The organism is Nocardia sp. NPDC051833, from assembly GCF_040681225.1.
Taxonomy (GTDB): Bacteria; Actinomycetota; Actinomycetes; order Mycobacteriales; family Mycobacteriaceae; genus Nocardia.
Genome location: NZ_JBFAYK010000001.1, coordinates 630,820 through 656,037, shown reverse-complemented (window position 1 = coordinate 656,037; position 25,218 = coordinate 630,820). Strand labels below are relative to the sequence as shown.

Here is a 25,218-nt window from a genome sequence, read left to right as displayed (position 1 = left end):
CAGCTCGGGTCGGGACGCCCGGCCACAACTCAGGAACGGTGATGACGGATAAGAATCAGGCTCCCGCGGCCACCAAGGTGCTGGTGGTCGATGACGAGCCACAGATTGTGCGGGCCCTGCGGATCAATCTGTCGGTGCGCGGGTACGAGGTGATCACCGCGGGTAACGGCGCGGCGGCTCTGCGGGCCGCCGCCGAGCGGCACCCCGACGTCATCGTGCTCGACCTGGGCCTGCCCGATATGGACGGCATCGAGGTGCTGGCCGGATTGCGCGGCTGGACCTCGGCGCCGGTGCTGGTGCTCTCGGCGCGCACCGACTCCGCCGACAAGGTCGAAGCGCTCGACGCGGGCGCCGACGACTACGTCACCAAGCCGTTCGGCATGGACGAACTGCTGGCCCGGCTGCGGGCCGCGGTCCGGCGCGGCGCGACCGAGGTCGACAGTGTCGACCCGGTGGTGGTCACCGACTCGTTCACCGTCGATCTGGTCGCCAAGAAGGTCACCAAGCGGGGCGAGCCGGTGCACCTGACCCCCACCGAGTGGGGAATGCTCGAGATGCTGGTCCGCAATCGCGGAAAACTGGTGGGCCGCAAGGAACTCCTGCGCGAAGTGTGGGGACCCGCCTACGCCACCGAGACCCACTACCTGCGGGTCTACCTCGCGCAGCTGCGCCGCAAACTCGAGGACGACCCGGCCAACCCCCGGCACCTGCTGACCGAGGCGGGCATGGGGTACCGCTTCCAGGAATGAGGGGTGCCGCGGGTCACCCCGCCGGAATGCCGCCGCGCACGCAGGCGTTCCCAGGCGTGAATCGTCCGCGACGTGAATGGCAGGATCTAGGCATGGCTGAGCAGAACGCACCCGTGACCACCGCACCCACCGAGCTGTGGGTCGAGCGCACCGGAACCAGGGCCTACACCGGGCGCAGCAATCGCGGCGCCGAGGTCCTGATCGCCTCGCAGGGCGTCGAAGGCGCGTTCACCCCGGGCGAGCTGCTGAAGATCGCGCTGGCCGCCTGCACCGGCCTCAGCTCCGACCTGCCGCTCTCGCGCCGCCTCGGCGACGACTTCGACGCCACCATTCGCGTCTCCGGCGACGCCGACCGCGAGAACGAGCTGTACCCGCAGCTCGACGAGGTCCTGGAACTGGACCTGTCCGAACTCGACGAGGCCGCGCGCGAGCGACTACTGGTCACCGTGCAGCGGGCCGTCGACAAGGTGTGCACCGTTGGCCGCACTCTCAAGGCGGGCACCAAGGTGACGCTGAACTTTCAGATCGACGCATGAGCGAGGGGCCGCAGCGGCTCAGCGCGTGGGTGCACGGGATGGTGCAGGGAGTGGGATTCCGCTGGTGGACCCGCTCGCGCGCACTGGAACTCGGGCTTACCGGCTATGCCCGCAACCACAGCGACGGGCGGGTGCACGTCGTCGCCGAAGGACCGCGAACGGCGGGCGCGAAGCTGCTGGACCTGCTACGGTCCGGCCAGGCGCCTGGTCGGGTCGACCTGGTTGTGGAAAGCTGGGAGCCCGCGCGGGGCGACATGACGGGATTCGAGGAGCGCTAGTGGTGACTTCGGGGGCTAGGGGGCGGCAGCGGTGAGCACACAGAACCCTGGTCCGCCCGACGAGCCGCCTGCGGGCGGCTCCGGACGCTCTCCCCACCAGCCACCGGACCCCGGTGTGGGCTGGCCGCCGATGCCGCAGCAGCCGCCGGAACCGCCCGCGAACGAGCAGGCGCGGCCCGGCCGGATGGCCAGGCAGGAACCCGGGGTCACCCAGCCCCGCCCCCCGACGGTCGGCGAGGCACGGGCCCGCGACAAGGCGCGCAAGCAGGCCGAACAGGCTCAGCGCGCCGCCGCCGAGGCGGCGGAAGCCAAGCGGCGCACCAGGAAACGGGTGATGATCGGCGGCGTCGCCGTCGTCGGTGTCGCCGCCCTGGTCGGCGGTGGCTACCTGGCCTACCGCGCCATCTCGGCGCCGGATCAGGTGACCGCGTCCTGTGTGCAGATCGACCAGAACGGCAACGAGGTCGTCGTCCCGGACGACAACTGTGGCGACGGCAAGACGAACTTCCGCAGCGACACCAGCCACGGCGGCGCGGGCAGCCTGATCCTGCTCGGCTGGCCGCAGTACCGCTACCACTACGGCGGCACGCCCACCATCGGCAAGCCGCCCGTCGGCGGCAGTTCGGTCAAGCCGCGCAACGCCACCATCACCACCAAGAGCGGCACCACGATCCAGCGCGGCGGGCTCGGCAGCAAATCCACCGGCGGGAGCGGGTCCTAGTGCGGCGGGTGGCGAGTACGCCGCGTCCGGGCTGGCAGCAGATCATCGAGAGTCAGGGACTGGTCTACGGCGCGCCCGGCCGCGATGCCAGCGGTCAGCCGCGCCCGTACTGGGACGAGTCGGTGCACTACGAGTTCTCGATGGACGAGATCCTCGCGCTGGAAGCCGACGTGGAACTGCTGCAGTCGATGTGCCTGCACGCGGCCGAGCACGTGGTCCTCACCGAGCGCTACGCCGATTTCGGCCTGCCCGAATGGAGCTGGGGGCCGATCGCCGAATCCTGGCGGCGCAGTGACCCGTACGTCTACGGCCGCTTCGACCTGCGCTACGACGCGCGGCGACCGGCCAAGCTGCTCGAGTACAACGCCGACACCCCGACCTCGCTGCTCGAGGCCGCGATCATCCAGTGGCACTGGTTGCAGCAGGTGTATCCCGGTGGCGACCAGTGGAATTCGCTGCACGAGAAGCTGGTGGAACGCTGGACCGAGCTGCGCGGCGTGCTGCCCGGCACCGAGCTGCACTTCACCTGGTCGGGCGCGGACGCGACCGGCGAGGACAACGTGACCACCGCCTACATGCAGGAGACCGCCGCCGAGGCGGGCTTCGACACGGTCGCGCTGCCGATCGAGGAGATCGGCTTCGACACCGAGCTGCACCGGTTCGTCGATCTGGCCGAGGCGCCGATCGAAGCGGCCTTCAAGCTGTACCCGTGGGAGTGGATCCTCGACGACGACTTCGGCAAGCGCGTGGTCGAGAGCCTGCCCGCCACCGCCTGGGTCGAACCGCTGTGGACCACGCTGCTCAGCAACAAGGCGCTGCTGGCGGTGCTCTGGGAGATGTATCCCGGCCACCCGAACCTGCTGCCCGCCTACCTCGACAGCCCGCACGAGCTCACCGAGTACATTCGCAAGCCCAAGCTCGGCCGCGAGGGCGCCAACATGACCATCGTCGGTCCCGGCATGGAGACCGCGACCGGCGGCGTCTACGGCGCCGAGGGCTTCGTCTACCAATTGCTCGATCCGCTGCCGGAATTCGACGGCATGCGCCCGGTGCTCGGCGCCTGGGTCGTCGGTGACACGGCGGCGGGCCTCGGCATCCGGGAGACGGCGGGCCTGATCACCGACGACGGCGCCGCCTTCGTCCCGCACCGCATCGTCGACTGACCCGTGACCACACAACACTGTTCGAAAGGACCACGATGACCGCCCTCGCCCTGGAATCGGGTTATTGGAGCGCGCTCGGTGAAGGCGTCGGCGCCATCATCCTGTACTGCCTCATCGGTCTCGCGCTGATGCTGATCGGCTTCTTCGCCATCGACCTGACCACGCCCGGCAAGCTGCGCGACCTCGTCGTCGCGGGCAAGCCGAACGCGCTGATCGTGTCCGCGGCGGGGATGGTCAGCATGGCCTTCATCGTCGTGTTCGCGGTGCTGGCCACCGGCGGGGTGAACAAGCTGTCCGAGGGGCTGATCGCCGCGGTCGTGTACGGCCTGGTCGGCATCATCGCGCAGGTGGTCTCGGTGCGGGTGATCGAGAAGGTCACCGGCATCGACATCGGCCGCACGCTGCATTCCGACAGCTACACCCCCGAGGTGCTGGTGGTCGCCGCCGCGCACTTCGCCCTGGGTCTGGTGGTGGCGTTCGCCATCCTGTGACCGGCGCCGCGGTTGACATCACACAGTGGAGGGTGGAGGCTGGAAACAGCTGTCCACTGTGGTTGGTGAACGAGAGGATGTCGGGATGGACATCACCCCAGGCACACGCGCGTCCGATGCCGAGCGCAACGCCATCGTCGCGCAGCTGAGCACCCATCTCGCCGACGGCAGGCTCGACCTCACCGAATACGACCAGCGCGTCGCCAAGGTCTACGCGACCGCCACCCGTGACGAGCTCGCCGTCGTGCTGTCGGACCTGCCGCAGCTGACCGCGCAGCAGCAGGCGAGCGCGCCCGCCGAGAAGAAGGGCGCGCGGATCCCGGTCTGGCAGCGCATCGAGGCGGGCAGCTGGCTCGGCGTCAGCCTGATCGTGGTGGTCATCTGGGGTCTGATCTCGTTGAGCGCGGGCGAGCTCACGTATTTCTGGCCGATGTGGGTCATCGGCCCGTGGGGCGCTGTCCTGGTCTTCCGCGTCCTCACCGGCTGGGAAGCGACGCCGGGCACCCAGACCCACCTGCGCCAGCTCGAGAAGCACAGGAAGCACGTCCAGCACATGGACCCGCACAACCCGGATCGCCCGCACCGCGGCTGAACGCTCGGCGGCCCGGTGGCCGCCCCACGGCCCGGATCGCCCGCACTGCCGCAGAGCACCCGGTAGCGACGGGTATGCTCACGCGAGCACATGGGTATCTCGTCGGGAACGGGCTACCGCAACCCGATACCGACCGCCAGCCGCATGCGCCGCTTTCCTCGCGCTCGAGTCTGGCCTGATCGCGGAGAGGCGGGCCAGCCTTGCATCTCAAGAGCTTGACCCTCAAAGGGTTCAAGTCCTTCGCTTCCGCGACCACGCTGCGCTTCGAACCGGGGATCACCTGTGTCGTCGGGCCGAACGGGTCCGGGAAATCCAATGTCGTGGATGCCCTCACCTGGGTGATGGGTGAGCAGGGTGCCAAGGCGTTGCGGGGCGGCAAGATGCAGGACGTCATCTTCGCCGGCACCACCGGTCGCGCGCCGCTCGGCCGCGCCGAGGTGACGCTGACGATCGACAACTCCGACGGCGCGCTGCCGATCGACTACGCCGAGGTGTCGATCACCCGGCGGATGTTCCGTGACGGCGCGGGCGAGTACGAGATCAACGGCAGCAGCTGCCGGCTGATGGACGTGCAGGAACTGCTGTCGGACTCCGGTATCGGCCGCGAGATGCACGTCATCGTGGGGCAGGGCCAGCTCTCGGCGATCCTGGAGTCGCGCCCGGAGGACCGGCGCGCGTTCGTCGAGGAGGCCGCGGGTGTGCTCAAGCACCGGCGGCGCAAGGAGAAGGCCGTCCGCAAGCTCGACGCGATGCAGGCCAACCTCGCCCGGCTCACCGACCTCACCACCGAACTGCGCCGTCAGCTCAAGCCGCTCGGCAGGCAGGCCGAGGTGGCGCGGCGGGCCCAGACCGTGCAGGCCGACCTGCGCGATGCCCGGCTGCGGCTGGCCGCCGACGATCTGGTGACCCGGCGCGGCGAGCTGCAATCCCAGCTCAGCAAGGAGGCCTACGCCCGCGAGCAGCAGATCACCGTGCAGACCGAGCTCGACGCCGCCAATGCCGCGCTCGCGCAGCAGGAGTTCCAGCTCTCCCGGCTGAGTCCCAGCGCCGAGGCCGCCGCGCAGACCTGGTTCCAGCTGTCCGCGCTGGCCGAGCGGGTCAACGCCACCATTCGCATCGCCGGCGACCGGGCGCGGCACCTGCACACCGAGACGCCCGTCGGTACCGGCCGCGACCCCGAGCAGCTCGAGGCCGAGGCCGACCGGATCGAGGCCGAGGAAGCCGAGCTGCGCTACGCGGTGGAGATGGCCGCCGAAACGCTCGAAGCCGCCAGGGAGGCGCTCGCCGACCGCGAGCACGCCGCCAAGGCCGCCGAGCAGGCGCATCTGGCCGCCGTGCGCGCGATCGCCGATCGGCGCGAGGGGCTGGCCCGGCTCGCCGGCCAGGTCGAGAACCTGCGCACGAAGTCGCAATCGGTGGACGCCGAGATCGCCCGGCTGTCGGTCGCCATCGCCGACGCCCGCCATCGCGGCGAGGCCGCCCAGGTCGAATACGACGCGGTGCAGGACGAACTCGGCGAACTGGACGCGGGGGAGAAGGGCCTCGACGCCCAGCACGAGCACGCCGTCGCCGCCCTGGCGCTGGCCGACGAACGCGTGCGGGAACTGCGTGAGCACGACCGCGAGGCGAGCAAGCTGGTGGCCCGGCTCGGCGCCCGCATCGAGGCGCTCGGGATGAACCTGGCCCGCAAGGACGGCGCGGCCTGGCTGCTCGAACACGGGGTCAGCGGCCTGGGTGACCGGCTCTCGGCGCAGCTGCGGGTCGACGGCGGTTTCGAGGCCGCGGTCGCCGCGCTGCTCGGCCCGCTGGCCGACGCGATCACCGCCGAGACCCCGACCGCCGCCGACGCCGCCGTGCGCGAGCTGCGCTCCGGCGACGGTGGCCGGGTCGCCTTCGTCTTCGCCACCGCCGGACTGGTTCCCACCGAACGCGGCAGCCTGCCGTCGGGGGCGCGCTGGCTGGCCGAGGTCGTCGACGGCGCCGAGGCGGTGCGCCCCGCGCTGGCGGCACTCACCGCGGGGGTGGTGGTCGTCGACGATCTGGCGACCGCCACCGAACTCGTCGCGCTGCGTCCCGAACTGCGCGTGGTCACCCGCGACGGCGATCTGGCCGGGTCGGGCTGGATCGTCGGCGGCTCGGAGCGGATGCCGAGCCAGCTCGAGGTGCAGGCCGAGATCGATACCGCCACGGCCGAATTGGCGGCCGCGCAGCGCCGGGCCGAGGAGCTGGAAGCGGCGCTGGCCGGCGCGCTGGCCGAGCAGACCGATCGCAAGGACGCCGCCGACCACGCGCTGATGGCGCTGCACGAATCCGATCAGGCCCTGCTGGCGATCTACGACCGGCTGGCCCGGGTCGGCCAGACCGCGCGGTCGGCGCAGACCGAGGGCGAGCGCCTGGCGACCCAGCGCGCCGACGCCGAGGCGGCCAGGGAGAAGTCGCTGGCTTCCCTCGCCGAGCTCGAGGACCGGCTGCGCCATGCCGAGATGGAACACGACGGCGGCGACGACAGCTACGGCGCCGCGGGCACCGAGACCGCGGGCCGCGAACGCGAGGAGGCCGCGGCCGCCCTCGCCGAGGCCCGCACCATGGAGGTCGAGGCCAGGCTGGCCGTGCGTACCGCCGAGGAACGCGCGGAATCGGTCCGCGGCAAGGCGGATTCGCTGCGCCGGGCCGCCCGCGCCGAGCGCGAGGCCAGGGCCAGGGCCGAACGGGCACAGGCCGCGCGTCGCCAGGCCGCCGCGGTGGCCGCCGCGGTCGCGGAATCGGGCGCGAAGATCGCGCACGAGCTCGAGCGGGTCGTGGCCGCCGCCGCGGCCCGGCGCGACGAGCTGGTCCGGCGCCGGGGTGAATGCGCCGCCGCGCTCGAGCAGGTGAAGGAGCGGGCGCGGGCGCTGACCACCCAGCTGGCCCAGCTCACCGACGCCGTGCACCGCGACGAGGTCGCCAAAGCCCAAGCGGCGCTGCGCATCGAACAGCTGGAGACGACCATCGCCGAGCAGTTCGGCATCGCGCTGGCCGATCTCGTCGCCGAATACGGACCCGATGTCCCGCTGCCGCCCTCCGCGCTGGAGATGCACGAGTACGAGGCCGCCAAGGAACGCGGCGAGCAGGTCAGCGCGCCGCAGCCGATGGCCTACGACCGGGCCTCCCAGGAGCGCCGCGCCAAGCGGGCCGAGAAGGACCTCACCACCCTCGGGAAGGTGAATCCGCTCGCGCTGGAGGAGTTCGCGGCGCTCGAGGAGCGCTACAACTTCCTCGCCACCCAGCTCGAGGACGTCAAGAACGCGCGCAAGGACCTGCTCGACGTGGTCGCCGAGGTCGACGCGCGCATCCTGCAGGTGTTCACCGAGGCCTACGCCGACGTGGAGCGGGAATTCGTCGGCGTCTTCGCCAAGCTGTTCCCCGGTGGCGAGGGCAGGCTCGTGCTCACCGACCCCTCCGACATGCTCACCACCGGCATCGAGGTGGAGGCCAGGCCGCCGGGCAAGAAGGTCAAGCGGCTGTCGCTGCTCTCCGGTGGCGAGAAGTCGCTGACCGCGGTCGCGCTGCTGGTCAGCATCTTCCGGGCGCGGCCGTCTCCGTTCTATGTGATGGACGAGGTCGAGGCCGCCCTGGACGACACCAACCTGCGCAGGCTCATCGGCCTGTTCGAGCAGCTGCGGGAGAAGAGCCAGCTGATCGTCATCACCCACCAGAAGCCGACCATGGAGATCGCCGACGCGCTCTACGGCGTGAGCATGCGCGGTGACGGCATCACCCAGGTGATCTCGCAGCGGTTGAACCGGGCCGAGGTGACCGATACCGATCCGGTGGGCGCGCCGGCGTAGCAGTCCCACTGTCCGGGATTGTGAAATGCCAACACATTTCATCGGTCGGTGCCGCTGTTAGCGTGCGACGGATGAAACGTGTTACAGCATCGCTGGTCGCCGGCATCGCGGCCGCGCTCCTCGCCCCGCTCCCCGTGGCGGGCGCCGACACCGGATCGTCGTCGCTGTCCGGTGGTGGGTCTTCCGGCTCGTCCTCGCTGTCGGGCAACAAGTCCGAGCTGCCGCCGTACGCGCAGTGGATCGGGGAGATCACGCCCGTCGTGGCCGAGGCCAAGACCTACCTCGCCGGCAGGCTGCCCGGCGCGACCAAGCCCGCGATCGTCTTCGACATCGACAACACGACGCTCGAGACGTCCTACAACGCGGGGCTGATCATCCCGGCGATCCAGCCCGTGCTCGACCTGGCCACCTGGGCGAAGCAGAACGGCGCGGCGATCATCTTCGTCACCGGCAGGCCCGCGCTGATCGGCGCCTACTCGCAGGCGAACCTGACCTCGGTGGGCTATCCCGTCGACGGGCTGTACGGCAGCGCGCCGACCACGCTGTCGGCGGGCAATGCCGGACTGGCCGAGTACAAGACGGCGAGCCGGGTCGATATCGAGAGCAAGGGCTACACGATCGTCGCGAACATCGGCAACAGCCCATCGGACCTGTCCGGTGGGCATGCCGAGCGCACCTTCAAGTTCCCGGATTACAACGGCGCGCTGAACTGATCCGCGCGGCGCCGGTGGTCACCGCGCCGGCCGCGCCGACGGCGAGCTGCCGAGCGCGACGGCGGTCGCCGCGGCCACGATCGCGAGTGCCGCGATCGTGGCCGTCGCGGTCCAGCCGAACCACTCGACCGCGGCCGCGCCGAAGGCGGTGCCGAGACTGCCGCCCACGAAGTACACGATCATGTACGCGCTGTTGAAGCGGGCGGGCGAGGCCGGGTCGATGGCGAGCACGGTGCTCTGATTCGCGACCTGGGCGGCGAAGAGCCCGGCGTCGAACAGCGCGAGGCAGACGAGCGTGACCGCGGTGCTGCTCAGCGTGCCGCCCAGGACGAGCGCGCCGAATCCGGCCAGCGCGAGGCCGATCAGCAGGACCCGCCGCGGGCCGACCCGGTCGGTCCACGCGCCCGCGACCCGCGTCGCCGCGATGCCCGAAAGGCCGGCCAGGGCATACAGGCCGATCCGCTCCGCCGAATACGAGAACGGCGGCTCGGCCAGCGCGACCGCGAGTCCACTCCACACCGCGCAGAACGCGAAGAACCACAGCGCACCGCGCATCGACGCGGTGCGCAGCGTGTCGTCGCGGGCCAGCAAGCGGGGGAGAGAACGCAGCGTCTCCAGGTAGCCGCGCTCGCTCGCGCCCCGCTCGCCCGGCAGCACGACCAGGCAACCGAGCGCGACGAACCCGCAGGCGGCGGCGAAGGTGAGCTGCATTCCGCGCCAGCCGATCTCGTCGGCGAGCCACCCGCCGACGATCCGCCCGGCGAGGATCCCGGCGGAGATCCCCGCGGTCACGATGCCGAGGATCGTCGCGCGCCGGTGCGGTGGCGCGAGTCGCCCCGCCACCGAGCTGAGCCCGGCGCCCACCGCCGAACACGCGCCGACGACACCGATCACCAGCCCCAGCTGCCACGCTCGTTCGACCGCCGCGCACACCGCCGACGCCGCGGCCAGCACCCCGAACTGCACCGCGAGCAGCCGCGCGGGCGAGAACCGGTCGACCAGCGGAACGAGCAGCCCGAGCCCGACCAGGTATCCGACCGGCCCGCACGCCAGCGCGACACCCACCACCGCGATCCGCGCGTCGACCGAGTCCGCCACCTCGGCGATCGCGGGTTGCAGTGGATAGAGCGCCGCGGTCCCCAGCGCCGCGGCCAGCGACATGAACAACACGACGGAGCCACGCAGCGGGGTTCTGGGCAGCGTCGCGACAGCTTCAGCATTCACATCGATCGACGGTAGGAATCCGCCGCTGCGGTCGCTGGCGGAATCCCGCCGCCACCGTCCTGGTCCGCCGGTCGGCGCGCTCGCTCGGGACGGTCCGGGGACGGTGATGGGCCCGGCGATGCTCCCGCGCGAGTGGTGCTGCACGGGTACGGCCTCGGCGCGGCGAGCCGGTGGGCGGCTGGGTGGTCAGGCGACCGGCGCCGACTCCTCGATCGTGGCCAGAATCCTGGCCGCGCCGCCGGTGGCCAGCCATTCGCGCAGGGTCGTGAGGCCCGGGCACAGCAGGCGCAGGGCGGGCAGGTCCGCGTGCCAGCCGCCGGTCTCGCGGATCAGGCGCCAGGTATTGCCCAGCTGGGGGCCGATCGCCTCGGCCTCGGACTCCGCGATCTCGCGGTAGTGGACCGGCCTGCCGATCGCCTCGGCGATGGCCGCGGCGGCCGCGACCGGGGCGATCGCCTCGCCCGCCAGTTCCAGGGTCCGGCCGTGCCAGCCGACCGGATCGGCGAAGGCCAGCGCGGCGAACTCAGCGATGTCGGCCAGGGCGATCATCTGCAGCGGCCGGTCGGCCGGGAACAGGTGCCGGTGTTCCCCGCCCGCCCTGATGCCGTCGACCGGCAGGCCCTGGATGAGGTAGTTCTCCATGAAGCGCACCGGGCGCAGCACGGTGTAGCGCAGCCCGGACGCGGCGACCGCGTCCTCGATCCGGCGTTTGCCCTCCTGGCCCCACGACTCGGCCGAGCCGAGGGTGGCCACACCGGTGAAGACGATCTGGTCGGCGCCCGCCGCGCGCGCGGCGTCGACCATCGCGGCGCCACGGCGGCCCTCGTCGCCCGCGTCCCAGCCGTCGGGGCCGTAATCGGCTGGGGGAACCAGGAATACGGATCGCACGCCGGTGGCCGCCGCCCGCAGCGTCGGCGGGTCGTCGAAGTCGCCGACGGCGAGTTCGGCACCCGCGGCGGCCAGGGCGCGGGCCGCGGGGGCGGCGGGATCGCGGACGAGGGCGCGGACCGGGTGGCCGTCGGCGAGCAGCTTGCGAGCGGTGGCGCCGCCCTGCTTGCCGGTCGCGCCGGTGATCAGAACGGGCAGTGCTGATGACATGTGGATGAGCTCCGTTTCGTTCCCTACAATCGGGTCGGTCGACCCGCATGCCGGACGGTACGGGCGGGACGACCCGGTCGACCAGGTGTGGTGTGGGGAAGGCGTAACGAAATGACCGTCGACAACGGCGTGGAACCGGCGATCCGAGCCGATGCCCGGCGCAACCGCGCGCTGATCCTGGTCGCCGCCCAGCGATTGCTCGCCGAACGCGGCACCACCGTCTCACTCGCCGAGGTGGCCCGCCGGGCCGGAGTCGGCGCGGGCACGGTCCACCGGCATTTCCCCACCAAGACCGACCTGCTGGAAGCGGTGATGCAGCAGCGGGTCGACCGGCTCGCCGCGCTGGCCGCCGACCATCTGGCCGATCCCGACCCCGGCGCGGCCTTCTTCGCGCTGTGCACCCATGTCATCGTGACGACGCCGGGCAACAAGGACCTGTGCGACCTGGTGCAATCCGACGACGGCTGGCCGCGCGCCCTGCTGCGCGGCGCGGGCAACCGCTTCCATCGCGCGCTCGGCGCCCTGCTCACCGCCGCCCAGCGCCAGGGCACGGTCCGCCCCGATGTCGGCGTCGCCGACGTGCTCGACATCTTCACCGGCTGCGTTGCGATCCAACGGCATCGGCGCGCGGGCGAACCGCTCGCGCCCGCCGTCGTGCTCGTCCTCGACGCGCTGCGTGGCCGCCCGTCGGGCGGCACGGAACCGACGACCTCAGACCGTGACGAAACCCGCCAGGGTGACGAAACTCCGCGGTGTCCCGTGTGCGCCGAGCCGGTACGCCGGTCGAGCACCGGCAGGCCCGCCCGCTACTGCTCGGCAGCCTGCAGGCAGAAGGCGCACCGCAGGCGTCACCTGGTGCCTACAGCAGATCGCTGACGTCGTCCGGGACGTCTACCGCGTATTTGCGGAGGATGTCCATGGAGATGACCTCCAAGGCGTTCTCGTGTGTCGCGGCCAGCACCACCGGCGCGGCGACACCGTCCTCGTGGGCGTGCAGCCAGCGCACCGCCACCACGCACCAGCGGTCGCCCGGCTGCAGGCCGGGGAAATTGTTCTCCGGACGCGGAGTACTGAGGTCGTTGCCGATGGATGCCTGATGCTCCAGGAATTCCGCCGTCACGACCGTGCACACGGTGTGGCTGCCGAGATCCTCCGGACCGGTGCTGCAGCAGCCGTCCCGGTAGAAGCCCGTGAGAGGATCGGTGCCGCACTCTTCCAGCGGCCCCCCAAGCACGTTTCGATCGGTCACGTCGCCGATCCTATGGGGCGAGCGCCAGAAGTTCCGCAGGACAACGAATCTGTAGTGTTTCCCCGGCGTGCCGATGCGCCCCGGCGCCCGTCACCGACCCGCCGCGCCGACGCCGCCGACGTGCCGCGACCCGCCCCCCGAATAGACTCGGCCGGGTGAGTTCGCAAGCGTGGATCCTGATCGCCGCGATCGCCGCCGTGCTGTTGGTGGCGCTCGTCGCGGGTTTCGTCCTGTACAAGCGGCGCCAGATCTCCCTGGCACCGCCCGAGCCGGACAAGGAGTTGACGGACCGGTCCGGTGGGTACACCGCGTCCGGCGGATTCAGTTTCAGTCAGGGCGGGTCGGCGGCCACGCTGCCGAAGCCCGAACCGGTGGGGGAGCGCACCGACGACGAGGGCCAGCCGCACGTCGGTGACGACGCGGCCGTCCCGCGCGATGCCCCCCGCCGCGGGATCACCGACGTCCCGCTGCCCGAGGCCGATGTGCAGGTCGACGAGACCGTCGTGGTCCCGGACGACCTGAGCTCCCTCGACACCACCGCGACCGACACCGCGCCGACCGCGCCCGCCGAGCCTGCGCCGGTCGAGACCGCGCCGGTCGAGACCGAACCCACCCCGGCCGAGGCCGCCCCCGCCGAACCCGCCGTCGCCGAGGAGCCCGCTCCCGCCGAGGTCGACGCCGTCGCCGCCGCGATCGAGGAGATCGACCCCACCGCGGGCCGCCTCGAGCGCCTGCGCGGCCGCCTGTCCCGCTCGCAGAACGCCGTCGGCAAGAGCCTGCTCGGCCTGCTCGGCGGCGGTGACCTCGACGAGGAGTCGTGGGAGGAGATCGAGGACACCCTGGTGCTGGCCGATATCGGCACCGCGAGCACCGCGAAGATCGTCGAACGCCTGCGCGAGGAGATGGCCGCGCGCAGCGTGCGCACCCCGGAACAGGCCCGCGCCGCGCTGCGTGACGTGCTGATCGAGGCGCTGCGCCCCGAGCTGGACCGGTCCATCCACGCGCTGCCGCACGCCGATCATCCGGCGATCCTGCTGGTCGTCGGCGTCAACGGCACCGGCAAGACCACCACCACCGGCAAGCTGGCCCGCGTGCTCGTCGCCGACGGCCGCCGGGTGCTGCTCGGCGCCGCCGACACCTTCCGCGCCGCCGCCGCCGACCAGCTGCAGACCTGGGGCGAGCGGGTCGGCGCGGAGACCGTGCGCGGCAAGGAGGCCGCCGATCCGGCCGCCGTCGCCTTCGACGCGGTCACCGCGGGCATCGATCGCGGGGTCGACGCGGTTCTGGTCGACACCGCGGGCCGCCTGCACACCAAGACCGGCCTGATGGACGAGCTCGGCAAGGTCAAGCGGGTCGTGGAGAAGAAGGCCGAGGTCGACGAGGTGCTGCTGGTCCTCGACTCGACTGTCGGCCAGAACGGCCTGATGCAGGCGCGGGTGTTCGCCGACGTCGTCGACATCACCGGTGTCGTGCTCACCAAGCTGGACGGCACCGCCAAGGGCGGCATCGTGTTCCAGGTGCAGCACGAGCTCGGGGTGCCGGTGAAGCTGGTCGGTCTCGGCGAGGGCGCCGACGATCTGGCGCCGTTCGAGCCCGGTGCCTTCGTCGACGCGCTGCTCGGCGGCGCCGCGTAACCATCCCTACGGTGCCCGCCCGATCAAGCGATCGGGCGGGCATCGTCGTTTTCCAGGGGAAACGCCGAGTCCACCTCCCCGTGCGAACCGCGGGCGAACCGCACACTCGTACCGGCCTCACCGTGAGGCACTCCGCGACAGCCAACCGCAGGAAACGTGGAAGCAACACAACCGCGCTATCCGTTCACTCAGGTGAAACACCACAGCTCAACGGATGAAACACCGAGTGGCGACCCTTCTGTACAGGTCCTTTTGCCGTCATCGGCGAGGCCCGAGATGAGGAGGAAGACAAGGTGGCATTTCCACTGATCGGTACACCGGATACCGGTGACACCGCTTGGATGCTGGCGTCCGCAGCGCTCGTGCTGCTCATGACGCCGGGTCTGGCGTTCTTCTACGGCGGTATGGTCCGTGGCAAGAACGTGCTGAACATGATCATGATGAGCATCTCCGCGATGGGCGTGGTCACCGTCCTGTGGGTTCTCTACGGCTTTTCGATGGCTTTCGGTGAGGACAAGGGCAACCTCCTCGGTGACCCCCTCCAGTACTTCGGGCTGAAGAGCATCTTCGGTGGCACCGGCGCCGACTCGCCGGGTATCCCGCTGTTCACCGCGACCCCGGAGGACCCGACGGCCCCGATCACCGCGGGTATCCCGCTGACGGTCTTCGTCGCCTTCCAGCTCATGTTCGCGATCATCACGGTCGCACTCATCTCGGGCGCGGTCGCCGACCGCCTCAAGTTCGGCTCGTGGCTCGTATTTGCCGGAATCTGGGCCACGGTCGTCTACTTCCCCGTCGCGCACTGGGTCTTCGCCTTCGACGGCTACACCGCTGAGCAGGGTGGCTGGATCGCCAACAACCTCAAGGCCATCGACTTCGCCGGTGGTACCGCGGTGCACATCAACGCCGGTGCGGCGGGCCTGGTTCTCTGCCTGATCCTCGGCAAGCGCAAGGGCTGGCCGAAGACCCCGTTCCGTCCGCACAACCTGCCGTTCGTCATGCTCGGCGCCGGTCTGCTGTGGTTCGGCTGGTACGGCTTCAACGCCGGTTCGGCGCTGGGTGCCAACGGCATCGCGGGTGCCACCTTCATCACCACCACCATCGCCACCGCCGCCGCGATGCTCGCCTGGCTGCTCGTGGAGAAGATCCGTGACGGTCACCCGACCTCCCTCGGTGCCGCCTCGGGCATCGTCGCCGGTCTGGTCGCGATCACCCCGGCCTGTTCCTCGGTGAACGTGGTCGGCGCGCTGGCCATCGGTGTCGTCTCCGGCGCGCTGTGCGCCCTGGCCGTCGGCCTGAAGTTCCGCTTCGGCTTCGACGACTCGCTCGACGTCGTCGGCGTCCACCTCGTCGGTGGTCTGGTCGGCACCCTGATGGTCGGCCTGGTCGCCACGGCCGAAGCTCCCGCAGCTGTCGAGGGTCTGTTCTACGGTGGTGGAGTCGAGCAGTTGAAGCTGCAGGCTGTCGGTGCCTTCACCGTCCTGGCCTACTCGCTCGTCGCGACAGCCGTGATCGCGTACGCGATCAAGTTCACCATCGGCCTGCGCGCGAGCGAAGAGTCCGAGGCAGCGGGCCTGGACGAGTCCGAGCACGCGGAAACCGCTTACGATTTCACTGCTGTGGGTGGCACGGCACGCTCGCTCGTCAAGGAGGCATGACGAACATGAAACTGGTTACGGCAATCGTCAAACCGTTCACGCTCGAAGACGTGAAGACCGGGCTGGAACAGGCAGGCGTGCTCGGCATGACCGTCAGTGAGGTCCAGGGGTACGGCCGGCAGAAGGGCCACACCGAGGTCTACCGCGGCGCGGAGTACTCGGTGGACTTCGTCCCGAAGGTTCGCGTCGAGGTCGTCGTCGACGACGCGTCGGTCGAGAAGGTCGTCGAGGTGATCGTCGAGGCCTCGCGCACCGGGAAGATCGGTGACGGCAAGGTGTGGGTGACCCCGGTGGACACCATCATCCGGGTCCGCACCGGCGAGCGCGGAAGCGACGCACTGTAATTCGGTAGCGACGCACGGTTGTAAACGATCGAGCGGCGGCCCCGCTCCCACCGGCAGGACCGGTCGGGGCGGGGCCGCCCGCATGAATGGCGGTGGGACTGTGGCACAACAGAACGGCGGTATTCAGAACAACGGGGCGGCCGACCTGGTGAAGGCCAGGGCGCAGCTGCTCGACGGGGCGGGGCCCCGCAATCCCCGGCTCGATCCGGAATCGCTGCGCGCGGCCCTGGTCGACCTGTTCGAACTGTGGCTGACCAGCAAGGGCAACGAACTCGGCATCACGGCCGACAGCGGCCTGGCCGTCGTCGCGGTCGGTGGCCTCGGCCGCCGCGAGATGCTGCCGTTCTCCGACCTGGACCTGGTGCTGCTGCACGACGACGTCGACCCGGCCGTGGTGTCGGAGGTCGCCGATCAGCTCTGGTATCCGCTGTGGGACGCCCACATCAAGCTCGATCACAGCGTCCGCACCGTGCCGCAGGCGCTGCGGGTGGCCGCCGACGACATGGTCGCCGCGCTGGGTCTGCTCGAAGCCCGCCACATCGTCGGCGACGAGGACCTGTCCAACCTGCTCATCGGCGGCGTGCGCCGGGAATGGCGGACCGGCATCCGGTCCCGCTTCGACGAGCTGATCACCCAGACCACCGCGCGCTGGCAGCGCAGCGGCGAGATCGCCCACCGCGCCGAACCCGACCTCAAGAACGGCCGGGGCGGCCTGCGCGACATCCAGCTGCTCGACGCGCTCGCCATCGCCCAGCTGACCGACGCCATGCCCGGCCTCGGCCCCGAGGTCCCCGGCGGCGGGCTGAAGCAGGCCCACCGCAGGCTGCTGGACGTGCGCACCGAACTGCACCGGGTCGCCGGTCGCGCCCGCGACCAGCTGCGCGCCCAGGACGCCGACGAGATCGGCGCCGCGCTGCGCATCGGTGACCGGTTCGATCTGGCCCGCACACTGAGCGATTCGGCGCGCACGGTGAGCTATTCGACCGATGTCGGCCTGCGTACCGCGGCCAACGCGCTGCCGCGGCGCGGCCTGGCCAGGCTGCGGCGGATGCCGGTGCGCCGACCACTCGATGAGGGGGTGGTCGAGCACTCCGGCGAGGTGGTGCTGGCCAGGGACGCGCGGCCACAGCGCGATCCCGGCCTGATCCTGCGGGTCGCCGCCGCCTCGGCGCAGACCGGGCTGCCGATGTCGGCGACCACGCTCAACCGGCTCTCCGAGGACGCCCCCGAGCTACGCGAGCCGTGGCCCAAGGACGCCCTCAACGACCTGCTGGTCCTGTTGGGCGCGGGCCGCGGCAGCATCGACGCGGTCGAGGCGCTCGATCGCACCGGCCTGTGGGGCAGGCTGTTTCCCGAGTGGGGCGCGGTCCGCGATCTGCCGCCCCGCGACGCCCTGCACACCTGGACCGTCGACCGGCACCTGATGGAAACCGTCGCCTACGCGGGCGCGCTCAGTACCCGGGTCGCCCGGCCGGATCTGCTCGCGCTCGGCGCGCTGCTGCACGACATCGGCAAGGGCAGGGCCGGCGATCACAGCGTCGTCGGCGCCGAACTGGCCACCCATATCGGCCGCAGGCTCGGCCTGTGGCCCTCGGACGTGCGCACACTCAGCGCGATCGTGCGCCACCATCTGCTGCTCCCCGACACCGCGACCCGGCGCGACCTGGCCGACCCGGAGACCGTGCGATTCGTCGCCGACGCGCTCGGTGGTGACGTCGGTCTGCTCGAACTGCTGCACGCGCTGGCCGAGGCCGACTCGATGGCCACCGGCCCCGGCGTCTGGGGTGACTGGAAGGCCTCGCTCATCGGCGATCTGGTGCGGCGCTGCAAGCTGGTGATGGCGGGGGAGCCGCTGCCGCAGCCGGAACCGATCGACCCCGACCTGCTGGAGAAGGCGCGCGCGGGCGGCGTCCACGTCACGCTCACCCCGGGCGAGGGCAAGCACACCTACCTGGTGACCGTCATCGCGCCCGACGAGCCCGGCCTGCTCTCCGACGCCGCCGGCGTGCTGGCCCTGCATTCGCTGCGGGTGCTGTCGGCCTCGCTCGGCAGCGCGGGGGAGTCGGCGATCAACACCTTCGCGGTGACCCCGAAGTTCGGCGACCCGCCGGACGCGGGTCTGCTGCGCCAGGAGCTGATCCGGGCCACCACCGGCGCGCTGAACCTGCCCGAGGTGCTCGCCAAGCGCGAGGCCGAGGCGATCGGCGCCGGGCCGGGCCGGTACGCGCGGGCCCAGCCGCGGATGATCTGGTCGGCGACCAGCACACCGGGGCAGGTGATTCTCGAACTGCGCGCCGAGGACCGGGTCGGCCTGCTCAGCAGGCTGGCCGGTAGCTTCGCGACGGCCGGGGTGAACGTGCGCTGGGCCAAGGTGGTCACGATGGGTTCGGCCGTGGTCGACGCGTTCTGTCTCGATCTGGGTGACGCCGACAGCCCGCAGTTGCGCGACCGCATCGAGAAGGCGGTCCTGGACGTGGTCCCGCTCCCGGCACCGCCGCCGCCCCCCGAGCCGAGCGCCGACTGAGACAGTCAGGACACAGTTTCACCACCGATTGCTATCAGGTTGCCCGTCAACGGTCTCCGTTGCCCGATCAGTCGAGATGAGACCTATAGCATTCGAGAGGTCTGGCTGTCACTCGTTCGAGGGGAGCAGATCCGTGGCTATCGAAGTCGTATCCGCATCGATGATGACCAGCGACGCGACCTCGCATATCGCGCGCTGCGTCGGCGGTGACCTGTGGGTGGTTTCGTGGCTACCGGGGCGCACGCTCACCGGCGCCCAGGCCCTGGCGGCGATGACCATCGCCTCCACGACCGCCCGGCACGTCGACAGTCCCGATGCCGAATGGGAGCGGATCGAGTCGCTCTCGCGTGAGCTGGGTCTCACCGGCCGGGAGGCGGTGTACCTGGTGAACATCGAAAACCACGAATTGCGGCGCACCGCGCCACCGCACGTGCGGCACCGGGAATAACACCCATTACCCTGGGAGGGCAATAGACGTCCCTTTCAGATCAGGAGCGCGATCGGTGTTCGAATCCCTGTCCGACCGGCTTACCGGTGCACTGCAGGATCTGCGCGGTAAGGGGCGTCTGTCACCGGCCGACATCGACGCCACCGCGCGCGAGATCCGCCTCGCCCTCCTGGAAGCCGACGTCGCGCTGCCCGTGGTGCGCGGCTTCATCGCCAACGTCAAGGAGCGCGCCAAGGGCGCCGAGGTCTCCGCGGCGCTGAACCCGGCCCAGCAGGTCGTCAAGATCGTCAACGAGGAACTGGTCAACATCCTCGGCGGCGAGACCCGCAGGCTGAACCTGGCCAAGAACCCGCCGACGGTCATCATGCTGGCCGGTCTGCAGGGTGCCGGTAAGACCACACTCGCGGGCAAGCTCGCCAAGTGGCTCAAGGCCCAGGGGCATCAGCCGATCCTGGTCGCCTGTGACCTCCAGCGTCCCGGCGCGGTCACCCAGCTGCAGGTCGTCGGTGAGCGCGCGGGCGTGCCCGTGTTCGCCCCGCACCCCGGCACCTCGATCGGCGGCGGCGAGAACCCGCTCGGTATCTCGGCGGCCGACCCGGTCGGCGTCGCGCGCGCCGGTGTCGAAGAGGCCAAGGCCAAGCAGTACGACGTGGTCATCGTCGACACCGCGGGCCGCCTCGGTATCGACGCCGAGCTGATGCGCCAGGCCGCGGGCATCCGCGACGCCGTGCAGCCCGACGAGACGCTGTTCGTGCTCGACGCGATGATCGGCCAGGACGCGGTCAGCACCGCCGAGGCGTTCCGCGACGGGGTCGGCTTCACCGGTGTCGTGCTCACCAAGCTCGACGGCGACGCCCGCGGTGGTGCCGCGCTGTCGGTCCGCAATGTCACCGGTTCGCCGATCATGTTCGCCTCCACCGGTGAGAAGCTCGAGGACTTCGACGTCTTCCACCCGGACCGGATGGCCTCGCGCATCCTCGGCATGGGCGACGTGCTCACCCTGATCGAGCAGGCCGAGCAGGTCTACGACGCCCAGCAGGCCGAGGAGACCGCCCGCAAGATCGGCAGCGGCGAGCTCACCCTCGAGGACTTCCTCGACCAGATGCTGGCCATCCGCAAGATGGGCCCGATCGGCAACCTGCTCGGCATGCTGCCCGGCGCCGGTCAGATGAAGGACGTGCTCGCCCAGGTCGACGACAAGCAGCTCGACCGGGTGCAGGCCATCATCCGCGGCATGACCCCCGCCGAGCGCGACAACCCGAAGATCATCAACGCCTCCCGCCGCCTGCGCATCGCCAACGGCTCGGGCGTGCAGGTCTCCGAGGTCAACCAGCTCGTCGACCGCTTCTTCGAGGCCAAGAAGATGATGGCCATGATGGGCCGTCAGATGGGCCTGCCCGGCGCGCGCCGGGGCAACAACAAGAAGGGCAAGAAGGGCAAGAAGGGTGGGCGCGGCCCGACCCCGCCGAAGATGCGCGGTGGTTTCCCCGGAATGCCCGCCGGGATGCCCGGTCTGCCGCCGGGCATGGACCTGTCGCAGATGCCGCCCGGCCTCGACCAGCTGCCGCCGGGCCTGGAAGGCATCGACCTGTCCCAGCTGAAGTTCCCCAAGAACTGAACCGACGAGAACACCGCGGCCGAACATCGGCCGCGGTGTTCTCGTCTCCGGGTCAGATCACGCCGGGGATCAGGGCCTTGCGATTCGCCGGGTAGTCGACGAACTTCTCCCGGTACCAGCGGTGCGTGGCGAACGCGCGCGGCACCAGGTTGCCCGCCGTGATCAGGAAGATCGCCACCCCGGCCAGCGACCAGGTGAGCAGCGCGAACCCGGCCCAGGCGATGAGTTCGCCCAGGTAGGCCGGGCTGCTGACGAACCGGAATCCGCCGCCGAAGGGCACCCGGTACTCGGCCGCGCCGGGGTTGTTCTTGTCGCGCAGATTGCGCACGATCGCCTCCGACCGCACCAGCAGCCCGAAGCCGCACAGGTACACGACGAGCCCGATCAGGAAGCGCGGGTCGGTGAGCCAGGCGGTGCCGTACTGGTTCTTGTAGTCGTTGCTGAAGAAGGCGCCGTTGAGATAGCCGTGCAGCGAGGTCACGAACACCCCTGCCGCGACCACCGAGAAGTTGAAGCTGCTCTTCTTGCCCGGCACCTGGCGGATGGACAGCGGGAAGAACCAGCCGCGATTGCCGTAGTGCAGCAGCCAGATCGCCGCCAGCACCAGCGGCACCGGCTCGAAGCGGTCGGGCCCGCTGAGATAGAACACCGCGAACACCACGGTCGCGGGCAGTTCCATCAGCCACCAGCCCAGCTTGGGGTTGAGATTGAAGCCGATCGAGGTCGAGGCGAAACGGCCGTACGGACTCTGCGCGAACAGCCCGCCCACGATCACGAACGCGGCGAAGGCGAAGGCGATGGCCAGCACCGTGTCGTAGGTGGCGTTCCCGGTGTACCAGTCCATCGAGATTCCTTTGTCCAACAGCGCGCCGGGCACGATCGCCGACGCAAAACTAGAACACGTTCTATCATGGATCGGGCAGGGGCAGCGCGACTATGGAGGACCTACATGCCGTTGGATCGGACCGCGGAAGACCTGCTGGCGGCCGTACAGGCCTCGCCCCGCGCGGTGGCGGCGCACGACAAGGACGCCTGGGTCGGGCTGTTCGTCGACAACGCCGCCGTGCACGATCCGTACGGCGCGCGCGAACACATCGGCCGCGAGGCGATCTCGCGGTTCTACAACGTCTTCATCGCGCCGAACACCATCGCCTTCCGGGTGGAGCGCGACCTGGTCGCCGGGCGCACGGTGGTGCGCGACCTGCATATCGAGACCACCATGTCGACCGGCGCCACCGTCACCGTGCCCATGCACCTGCGCTACGACCTGATCGAATCCGCCGACGGCTGGCGGATCGCGCGCCTGGCCGCGCACTGGGAACTGGCGGTGATGATCCGGCGGCTGCTCGGCACCGGTCCGTCCGGGATGCTCGCCGGCACCAAGCTCGGCCCGCAGCTGATCGCCGAACTGGGCGTCGGCGGGGCGATGGGCATGATGCGCGGCCTGCGCGGCGTCGGCACCACGGGCAAACGCGTCGTCGGCAGGCTCTTCGGCGCCGCCGCCGCGGGCGACCTGGCCGGCGTCCGGGATCTGCTCGGCGCGCGGGCGGCGGTGGAACTGCCCGCCGGGCGGCCGGTCGACGCGGCGGGGTTCGCCGAGTTCGCCCGGGACATCCGGTGGGAGAAGATGATCGCCGCCGGGCGCACGGTCAGCGCGAGCGTGCGGATCGGCGCGGCGCGCGGGGTGGCCTTCGTCGACTTCGCGGCCGACGAGCCGCGGATCGTCGCGGTGACGGTCTTCCTCGACGACCCGGACCTCGCCCGGTAGCCGGTGGCGGCCCGCCGACCCGGGTGCGTCGGCCGAGCGCGGGCGGTAGGTTGGGGCCAGGCCGACGTCTGGAGGTTCGTGTGCATCTGCGTGGTGTGGTTCTCCCCGGCGACGAGGAGCGCGACCTCTGGGTCGTCGACGGGCTCGTCACCTTCGAGCCGGTGCCCGGGGCCGAAACCCTGTGCCGCACCGGATGGATCGTGCCCGGCCTGGTCGACGCCCACTGCCACGTCGGGATCCGCTACGGCGGCGGCGACGAGACCCGCGAGGGCGCGATCGACCAGGCCGAGACCGAACGCGACGCCGGCGCGCTGCTGCTGCGCGACGCGGGCTCGCCGATCGACACCCGCTTCATCGACGAGCACGCCGAACTCCCGCGCATCATCCGCGCCGGCCGCCACATCGCCCGCCCCAAGCGCTACATCCGCGAACTGGGCATCGAGCTCGACGACGAACGCGACCTGCCGGAGATCGTCGCCGAGCAGGCCCGCTTCGGCGACGGCTGGGTCAAGATCGTCGGCGACTGGATCGACCGTTCCGTCGGCGATCTGCGGCCGCTGTGGAGCGACGACATCCTGAAGCAGGCGATCGACGCCGCCCACGCCAACGGCGCCCGCGTCACCGCCCACGTCTTCGGCGAGGACGCGCTGCCCGGCCTGATCAACGCGGGCATCGACTGCCTCGAACACGGCACCGGCATCACCGACGACACCATCGAGCTGATGCTCGCCCACGGCACCGCCCTGGTCCCCACCCTGATCAATATCGACACCTTCCCCGGCATCGCCGACAGCGCGACCAAGTTCCCCGTGTACGCCGCCCACATGCGTGACCTGCACCGACGCGTCCGCGACACGGTCGGCAAGGCGCACGAGGCGGGTGTGCCCATCTACGCGGGGACCGACGCGGGCGGCTCCATCCGCCACGGCCGGATCGCCGACGAGATCGCCGCCCTCGGCGGCGCGGGCCTCTCGCCGCACGACGCGCTGGGCGCCGCCTCCTGGAACGCCCGCACCTGGCTCGGCCGCCCCGGTATCGAGGAAGGCGCCCCGGCCGATTTCGTCGTCTACTCCGACGACCCCCGCACCACCCCGGCCGCCCTCACCGACCCCGACTGGGTGGTGCTGCGCGGGCTGGTCGTCAAAACCCCGGACCCGGTCACCGGCCACCGCTGACCGGCGGCACCCGGAACGGCCGATTTCAGTCGGCGCGGACCGGTCTGGCACAATGAACAACCGTCCTTCCTGGACAGTGTCAGCCCGTCTCCGGTCACGTACCGCGCGGCGGTCACACACTTCATGCGCGAAACCGGACCCGCAGACCATGCGGGTCGCCGAATCGCGTGGTGACCAAACTACTGAAAGAGGCAGATCAGCATGGCTGTTCGCATCAAGCTCACCCGCCTGGGCAAGATCCGCAACCCGCAGTACCGCGTGGTTGTCGCCGACGCCCGCACCCGTCGTGACGGCCGGGCCATCGAGGCCATCGGCAAGTACCACCCGAAGGAAGAGCCCTCGCTGATCGAGATCGATTCCGAGCGCGTGCAGTACTGGCTGGGTGTCGGCGCGCAGCCGACCGAGTCCGTGCAGCGTCTGCTGGAGATCACCGGCGACTGGCAGAAGTTCAAGGGCCTGCCGGGCGCCGAGGGCACCCTCAAGGTGAAGGCCGCCAAGCCGTCCAAGCTGGACCTGTTCAACGCCGCGCTGGCCGCCGCCGACAACGAGCCCGTCGCCGAGGCCGTCACCCCCAAGAAGAAGGCCGCCAAGAAGGACGAGGAGGCCGCCGAGGCCCCCGCCGCTGAGGCTGCCGAGTAATGACTGCCGTTGTTGCCGATGCCGTCGAACATCTGGTTCGCGGCATCGTCGCCAACCCCGATGACGTCCGCGTCGAGCTGATCACCGGCCGGCGCGGGCGCACCGTCGAGGTGCACGTCCACCCCGAGGACCTGGGCAAGGTGATCGGACGCGGTGGTCGTACCGCGACCGCGCTGCGCACCCTGGTCGCCGGTATCGGTGGCCGTGGTATCCGGGTCGACGTGGTCGACACCGACGCCTAGATGGAACTCGTCGTAGGTCGGGTCGCCAAGTCGCACGGCGTGCGCGGCGAACTCGTCGTCGAGGTGCGCACCGACGAGCCGGAACTCCGGTTCGCTCCCGGTGCCACCCTGCACGGCAAGATGCCGAAATCCGCGGCGACCCGCGACTACACCGTGAAGTCGGCCCGAGAGCACTCGGGCCGGCTTCTGGTCTTCGTCGACGGTGTCGCCGACCGCACCGCGGCCGACGCGCTGCGCGGCATGCTGTTCGTCGTCGACAGCGACTCGCTGCCCCCGTCCGAGGACGAGGACGCCTTCTACGACCACGAGCTCGAGGGCCTGCGCGTCGAGCTCACCGACGGCACCGTCGTCGGCGAGGTCACCGAGGTGCTGCACTCGGCCGCGGGCGAACTGCTGTCGGTGCGCGCCGCCGACGACGGCCGCGAGATTCTCATTCCCTTCGTCACCGCCATCGTGCCGACCGTGTCGATCGCCGATGGACTGGTGGTCATCGATCCGCCCGAGGGCCTGCTCGATCCGGAGTAATT

25 protein-coding genes are annotated in these 25,218 nt (G+C 70.7%); 21 read left to right on the top strand and 4 right to left on the bottom strand.

The annotated features are described in order from the left end of the window. Positions 1 to 41: 41 nt before the first annotated feature. From AB0L91_RS03025 to AB0L91_RS02985, 9 genes are all read left to right on the top strand, one after another. On the top strand, positions 42 to 749 hold the full coding sequence (locus AB0L91_RS03025; protein ID WP_365007038.1) for a response regulator: 708 nt from the start codon (positions 42 to 44) through the stop codon (positions 747 to 749). A gap of 92 nt (positions 750 to 841) precedes the next feature. Then, positions 842 to 1,285: an OsmC family protein gene (locus AB0L91_RS03020; RefSeq protein WP_365007037.1), complete on the top strand. Its 444-nt coding sequence runs from the start codon at positions 842 to 844 to the stop codon at positions 1,283 to 1,285. Beyond that, positions 1,282 to 1,563 (top strand): acylphosphatase, encoded by a 282-nt coding sequence (locus AB0L91_RS03015; protein WP_355280480.1) that lies wholly within the window; start codon positions 1,282 to 1,284, stop codon positions 1,561 to 1,563. The genes AB0L91_RS03020 and AB0L91_RS03015 overlap by 4 nt, the downstream gene beginning before the upstream one ends. A 31-nt stretch (positions 1,564 to 1,594) precedes the next feature. After that, positions 1,595 to 2,284, top strand: coding sequence for a hypothetical protein (locus AB0L91_RS03010; protein ID WP_365007036.1), 690 nt, complete (start codon positions 1,595 to 1,597; stop codon positions 2,282 to 2,284). Continuing rightward, entirely contained in the window at positions 2,284 to 3,447 is a 1,164-nt protein-coding gene (locus AB0L91_RS03005) for a glutathionylspermidine synthase family protein (protein ID WP_357344357.1), read from the top strand. Before AB0L91_RS03010 ends, AB0L91_RS03005 begins: the two co-directional genes overlap by 1 nt. A gap of 35 nt (positions 3,448 to 3,482) precedes the next feature. After that, positions 3,483 to 3,938: a DUF350 domain-containing protein gene (locus tag AB0L91_RS03000; protein WP_365007035.1), complete on the top strand. Its 456-nt coding sequence runs from the start codon at positions 3,483 to 3,485 to the stop codon at positions 3,936 to 3,938. A gap of 85 nt (positions 3,939 to 4,023) precedes the next feature. Then, on the top strand, positions 4,024 to 4,530 hold the full coding sequence (locus tag AB0L91_RS02995; RefSeq protein ID WP_365007034.1) for a DUF1707 domain-containing protein: 507 nt from the start codon (positions 4,024 to 4,026) through the stop codon (positions 4,528 to 4,530). A 200-nt stretch (positions 4,531 to 4,730) separates the two neighbouring features. Then, complete coding sequence (gene smc / locus AB0L91_RS02990) at positions 4,731 to 8,357, top strand: chromosome segregation protein SMC (RefSeq protein WP_365007033.1); 3,627 nt, start codon at positions 4,731 to 4,733, stop codon at positions 8,355 to 8,357. Positions 8,358 to 8,428: 71 nt separating this feature from the next. Next, positions 8,429 to 9,070, top strand: coding sequence for an HAD family acid phosphatase (locus AB0L91_RS02985; protein WP_365007032.1), 642 nt, complete (start codon positions 8,429 to 8,431; stop codon positions 9,068 to 9,070). A gap of 18 nt (positions 9,071 to 9,088) precedes the next feature. On the opposite strand, the gene AB0L91_RS02980 is transcribed toward AB0L91_RS02985, so the two are convergent. Further along, the gene (locus AB0L91_RS02980; RefSeq protein ID WP_365007031.1) at positions 9,089 to 10,294 is read right to left on the bottom strand and encodes an MFS transporter; all 1,206 of its coding nucleotides are present in this window, start codon (positions 10,292 to 10,294) and stop codon (positions 9,089 to 9,091) included. A gap of 186 nt (positions 10,295 to 10,480) precedes the next feature. Beyond that, positions 10,481 to 11,392, bottom strand: coding sequence for an NmrA family NAD(P)-binding protein (locus AB0L91_RS02975; RefSeq protein WP_365007030.1), 912 nt, complete (start codon positions 11,390 to 11,392; stop codon positions 10,481 to 10,483). A 111-nt stretch (positions 11,393 to 11,503) separates the two neighbouring features. On the opposite strand from AB0L91_RS02975, the gene AB0L91_RS02970 reads away from it, so the two are divergent. Beyond that, complete coding sequence (locus AB0L91_RS02970) at positions 11,504 to 12,268, top strand: helix-turn-helix domain-containing protein (protein WP_365007029.1); 765 nt, start codon at positions 11,504 to 11,506, stop codon at positions 12,266 to 12,268. Here AB0L91_RS02970 and AB0L91_RS02965 read toward each other — a convergent pair. After that, positions 12,252 to 12,641, bottom strand: coding sequence for a DUF2237 domain-containing protein (locus tag AB0L91_RS02965; RefSeq protein ID WP_019048221.1), 390 nt, complete (start codon positions 12,639 to 12,641; stop codon positions 12,252 to 12,254). The genes AB0L91_RS02970 and AB0L91_RS02965 overlap by 17 nt on opposite strands. Positions 12,642 to 12,796: 155 nt before the next feature. Between AB0L91_RS02965 and ftsY the strand changes: the two genes are divergently transcribed. The 6 genes from ftsY to ffh all read left to right on the top strand — a co-directional run bounded on the left by ftsY (position 12,797) and on the right by ffh (position 20,867). After that, positions 12,797 to 14,275 carry a signal recognition particle-docking protein FtsY gene (ftsY, locus tag AB0L91_RS02960; RefSeq protein ID WP_365007028.1) on the top strand — a complete coding sequence of 493 codons (1,479 nt, stop codon included), beginning with the start codon at positions 12,797 to 12,799 and terminating at the stop codon, positions 14,273 to 14,275. 341 nt (positions 14,276 to 14,616) lie between these two features. Next, positions 14,617 to 15,933, top strand: coding sequence for an ammonium transporter (locus tag AB0L91_RS02955; RefSeq protein ID WP_365011157.1), 1,317 nt, complete (start codon positions 14,617 to 14,619; stop codon positions 15,931 to 15,933). Positions 15,934 to 15,938: 5 nt separating this feature from the next. Continuing rightward, complete coding sequence (locus tag AB0L91_RS02950) at positions 15,939 to 16,277, top strand: P-II family nitrogen regulator (RefSeq protein WP_110036141.1); 339 nt, start codon at positions 15,939 to 15,941, stop codon at positions 16,275 to 16,277. Between the two features lie 82 nt (positions 16,278 to 16,359). Next, entirely contained in the window at positions 16,360 to 18,801 is a 2,442-nt protein-coding gene (locus tag AB0L91_RS02945; protein ID WP_365007027.1) for a [protein-PII] uridylyltransferase, read from the top strand. Positions 18,802 to 18,934: 133 nt separating this feature from the next. Further along, positions 18,935 to 19,249 carry a hypothetical protein gene (locus AB0L91_RS02940; RefSeq protein ID WP_355280501.1) on the top strand — a complete coding sequence of 105 codons (315 nt, stop codon included), beginning with the start codon at positions 18,935 to 18,937 and terminating at the stop codon, positions 19,247 to 19,249. 55 nt (positions 19,250 to 19,304) lie between these two features. Further along, positions 19,305 to 20,867, top strand: a complete 1,563-nt coding sequence (gene ffh / locus AB0L91_RS02935; protein WP_355280503.1) for a signal recognition particle protein — start codon at positions 19,305 to 19,307, stop codon at positions 20,865 to 20,867. A 52-nt stretch (positions 20,868 to 20,919) separates the two neighbouring features. On the opposite strand, the gene AB0L91_RS02930 is transcribed toward ffh, so the two are convergent. Continuing rightward, positions 20,920 to 21,711 carry a 3-oxo-5-alpha-steroid 4-dehydrogenase gene (locus tag AB0L91_RS02930; RefSeq protein WP_355280504.1) on the bottom strand — a complete coding sequence of 264 codons (792 nt, stop codon included), beginning with the start codon at positions 21,709 to 21,711 and terminating at the stop codon, positions 20,920 to 20,922. 105 nt (positions 21,712 to 21,816) lie between these two features. On the opposite strand from AB0L91_RS02930, the gene AB0L91_RS02925 reads away from it, so the two are divergent. The 5 genes from AB0L91_RS02925 (at position 21,817) to rimM (ending at position 25,216) form a co-directional block, all read left to right on the top strand. Then, entirely contained in the window at positions 21,817 to 22,635 is an 819-nt protein-coding gene (locus AB0L91_RS02925) for a nuclear transport factor 2 family protein (protein ID WP_365007026.1), read from the top strand. 80 nt (positions 22,636 to 22,715) lie between these two features. After that, a complete protein-coding gene (locus AB0L91_RS02920) occupies positions 22,716 to 23,810 on the top strand; it encodes an amidohydrolase family protein (protein WP_365007025.1) in 1,095 nt (364 codons plus the stop codon). Between the two features lie 201 nt (positions 23,811 to 24,011). After that, positions 24,012 to 24,449 (top strand): 30S ribosomal protein S16, encoded by a 438-nt coding sequence (gene rpsP, locus AB0L91_RS02915; RefSeq protein WP_355280508.1) that lies wholly within the window; start codon positions 24,012 to 24,014, stop codon positions 24,447 to 24,449. Then, the gene (locus AB0L91_RS02910) at positions 24,449 to 24,691 is read left to right on the top strand and encodes an RNA-binding protein (protein ID WP_019048210.1); all 243 of its coding nucleotides are present in this window, start codon (positions 24,449 to 24,451) and stop codon (positions 24,689 to 24,691) included. Before rpsP ends, AB0L91_RS02910 begins: the two co-directional genes overlap by 1 nt. After that, positions 24,692 to 25,216 carry a ribosome maturation factor RimM gene (rimM, locus tag AB0L91_RS02905; RefSeq protein ID WP_355280510.1) on the top strand — a complete coding sequence of 175 codons (525 nt, stop codon included), beginning with the start codon at positions 24,692 to 24,694 and terminating at the stop codon, positions 25,214 to 25,216. Positions 25,217 to 25,218 lie beyond the last annotated feature (2 nt).